Raw genomic sequence first — 2,910 nt, 5'->3', positions numbered from 1 at the left:
GGGATGGCGTTGGTCTCATCCCCAGCCTTTGGTATCGCTGGAAGATCCGCCGGTGCGCGTGGCCATCGTGCCTGCCTCTGCTCGTGTTGCCCAACGCTATCTTTTCGAGCCGGGGCAAAAGCAAGATGCCTACTCGATTTTGTTTGAGGCAATCCCCAACCGTGGATCTCGCCCCGCCAACGCGACCAGGGCCGAGGTGGGCTGGGAATGACCTGAGCAGGCTTGAGAAAGACTGAGGAGCGCAGGGTGGAAAAAGCAGTTCGCTGGGCTTGTGGGCTAGGAGTCTGCCTTTGGCTATGCAGTCTGGGATCCCTGTCGGCCCAGGCAGATCCCAGCAGTAGCCATCTGGCAACGCCGTCCGCGCCGGCGGGACGGAGTCCGAAGCAGTTGCACTCCTCTCCCAGTGGACAGGAGCCTGCCCCCCAGCCCACAAACCTGCCTTCACCCGGATCCCGTCTCACCCCTGCCCCCGATCAAAACCAATGGGCCCCTCCCAAGACGGAGCTATCGCCCTTTCCGGACTTCCCCCTTCTCAAGGAGTTGGATCCGCCCCCGCCAAGCTTGGCCGACCTGGGCATCCATTGGGATCGCTTGGCCCTGCTGCCGGATCCCGAGCTGGCAGAGGAAATGGATGTGGAGTTCAGCCGCCGTCTAGCCCGCCTAAACCGGCAAATTGCCAACCAACAAGAGCGCCTCTACCGCCTTTTGCAAACCTGGGACTCCGACGAGGCCGATATCCGCCAAATTCAGGCCCAACTGAGCCAGTTGCGGACAGAACGGGATCGCCTAGCTCTGGAACACCTGTTGATGCTGCGGCAGCTGCAAGAGAACTTCGCCCTACCTCTACCCGACCGCTCTGCTGCCAGCCCTCCCTGAGGAGTCCTTGGGTTCGGGTTATGATCTGAGGGAGGGGCAGACGCGACCACCAACGGAGCTGAGGGATGGCCAAAGTGCCCAGCAACCCAGACATTGAGCAATTAGCTGCTGCCATTGGTAAAGAAGTTTACATCGATGTGGCCCGCTGGCATCTTTACCTGCGCGATGCCCACCTGCATACCCTTTTGGCGGAGCGACTGGCACCCCAGGTGATGGCAGGCAAGGTGGATGAGGACGCCGTCACAGAGATCTTGCAAGGGATCCCGGTGAAAGTGGGGGGTGGGCGCAAAGAATTGCCCCTGGCCGATCTCCTGCCGATGCAAAGCCTGCTTAACCTGCTGGACGTGCTGGAGGAGTTCAGCCGCAAATGGGCCCAATAGAGACCAATAGAGAAAGGTAGAGCGGTGCATCATCAGTCTAAACCTATGCGGCCTGGCCCCTGGCTCAAGCTCGGCAGCCTTATTCCGCTGCTCTGGCTGTTGTCGGCCTGTCAGGGAACCGAGTGGGGAGAACGGCTGGAGCGCGCTGTACGCCCAGTAGGTCTGCCCACAGCCCAACCTGAGCCGCTGGCACCTCCCTCGCCTCAACCTTCGCCGGGATCCATCCCACCCTCTATCTCGATCCCCACTGCTCCCGCCCCCTCTTCACCTCTGCCCAGCCAGGACAGCAGCCGCTTTACAGACTTGGAGCCCGGATCTCTGGTGGCTCGTTCGGTGGGATACCTGGATCGGTTGGGAGTTTTTGCCGATATCTCCAGCAGCGAATTTCAGCCGCAGCGCAGCGTTCGTCGCGGAGAATTTGCCCGTTGGCTGGTGCTGGCCAACAACGCCATCCACGCCGATGAGCCCAGCCGGCAAATCCGCCTGGGATCCCCCTCGGAACGCCCCCTCTTTTTGGATGTGCCGGAAGAGGATCCCAATTTTCGCTACATTCAAGCCCTGGGAGCTGCCGGCATAATTGCCGGAGATGCCAATCGAGAGTTTCGCCCCAACAGCCTGCTGTCGCGGGCAGAGTTGATCCGCATGAAGGTGCCTCTGGACTTACCTCCCGGCCAGATCAAGGGATCCCGAGCAGAGCTGGAAGAGCGCTGGGGGTTTACCGATGCGGCGCAAATTCCTCCTGAAGCCATTCCTGCTCTGGTAGCCGATCGCAGCCTAGAGAATGCCTCCACCGTGCTGCGCACCTTTGGCCCCATCCGCACCTTCAACCCCTTCGAGCCGGTCAGCCGCGGGGAAGCCGCCATCGCCCTGTCGGCTTTTGGGGAACGAACGGCCCAAGACGCCATACCCCAGCCGCCAGCCTTGCCAGACCCAACCCCTGAGCCTCAGCCTTCTCCCCCTGCCGCAGAACCGGAGCAGACGGCTTCTCCCGAGCCGGATCCCACCCCTGCCTCTCCCTCGGATGCTGCTGATGAGCCCCCTGGGCAGACCCGACCCAACCCCCCAGAAGTCGCCCCAGGAGAGGGTAGGATCGTCACGCCGGGTAAGCCCTAACCCTGAAGTGAGCGAGGATCCCATCGGCGTATACTGTCCAAGTTTTATCAGCAGATGGAACACCTCAGAGCTCCAGCAGGGATCCCTGCTACGGCTCTTACAAGGAGCAAAAGGAGCCATAACAATAAAAACTATCCCTAACTCCCTTCGGGAGAGGGGCTGTACAGCGCAGAGGACTTCCGCCCCCATTCCCCAGGCGGCTCTAGCTCTTGCCAGTCCCCTGAGCGCCCCTCTGCTGGGGAAAACCCTTGCCGCCCATAGCCTATAGAATGGGGGAAGCCAGCCTTGGAAAACCTGCAGGGATCCCAACTGTGTCCGCCATTGTTCCTGAAATCCGTTCTGCCGATCTGCTGCGCTACACCGTGATTGGGTCGCGGCGGCCCAGCGTGTACTTTTGGGCGGTGGCGCTGACGGGGGGAGGGCTGGGCTTTACCTTGGCCGGCCTTTCCAGCTATCTCCACCGCAATTTGCTCCCCTTTTCCGATCCCGCCAGCCTGGTGTTTATTCCCCAGGGCATTGCCATGCTCTTTTACGGGGTGCT

4 protein-coding genes and 1 pseudogene are annotated in these 2,910 nt (G+C 61.3%); all 5 read left to right on the top strand.

The window, feature by feature from the left end; all coding sequences use genetic code 11:
* A pseudogene (locus tag NW820_RS01715) lies at positions 1-211 on the top strand (hypothetical protein); the annotation flags it as partial.
* Positions 212-246: 35 nt separating this feature from the next.
* Positions 247-876, top strand: a complete 630-nt coding sequence (locus NW820_RS01710; protein WP_414375420.1) for a hypothetical protein — start codon at positions 247-249, stop codon at positions 874-876.
* A gap of 65 nt (positions 877-941) precedes the next feature.
* Complete coding sequence (locus tag NW820_RS01705) at positions 942-1,256, top strand: DUF3181 family protein (protein WP_011433076.1); 315 nt, start codon at positions 942-944, stop codon at positions 1,254-1,256.
* Positions 1,257-1,301: 45 nt separating this feature from the next.
* Positions 1,302-2,369: an S-layer homology domain-containing protein gene (locus tag NW820_RS01700; protein WP_414406512.1), complete on the top strand. Its 1,068-nt coding sequence runs from the start codon at positions 1,302-1,304 to the stop codon at positions 2,367-2,369.
* 311 nt (positions 2,370-2,680) lie between these two features.
* On the top strand, positions 2,681-2,910 hold a 230-nt coding region (locus tag NW820_RS01695; protein WP_414406511.1), incomplete at its 3' end, for a photosystem I assembly protein Ycf4.

Source organism: Synechococcus sp. R55.7 (assembly GCF_047461955.1).
Lineage (GTDB): Bacteria > Cyanobacteriota > Cyanobacteriia > Thermostichales > Thermostichaceae > Thermostichus.
The sequence above is the reverse complement of the archived record's forward strand: the minus strand, read 5'-3'. Positions and strand labels throughout refer to the sequence as shown.

Coding starts and splice junctions, on each gene's coding strand:
- NW820_RS01705 (WP_011433076.1), top strand. CDS start 942: ATGGCCAAAGTGCCCAGCAACCCAGACATTGAGCAATTAGCTGCTGCC.
- NW820_RS01700 (WP_414406512.1), top strand. CDS start 1,302: ATGCGGCCTGGCCCCTGGCTCAAGCTCGGCAGCCTTATTCCGCTGCTC.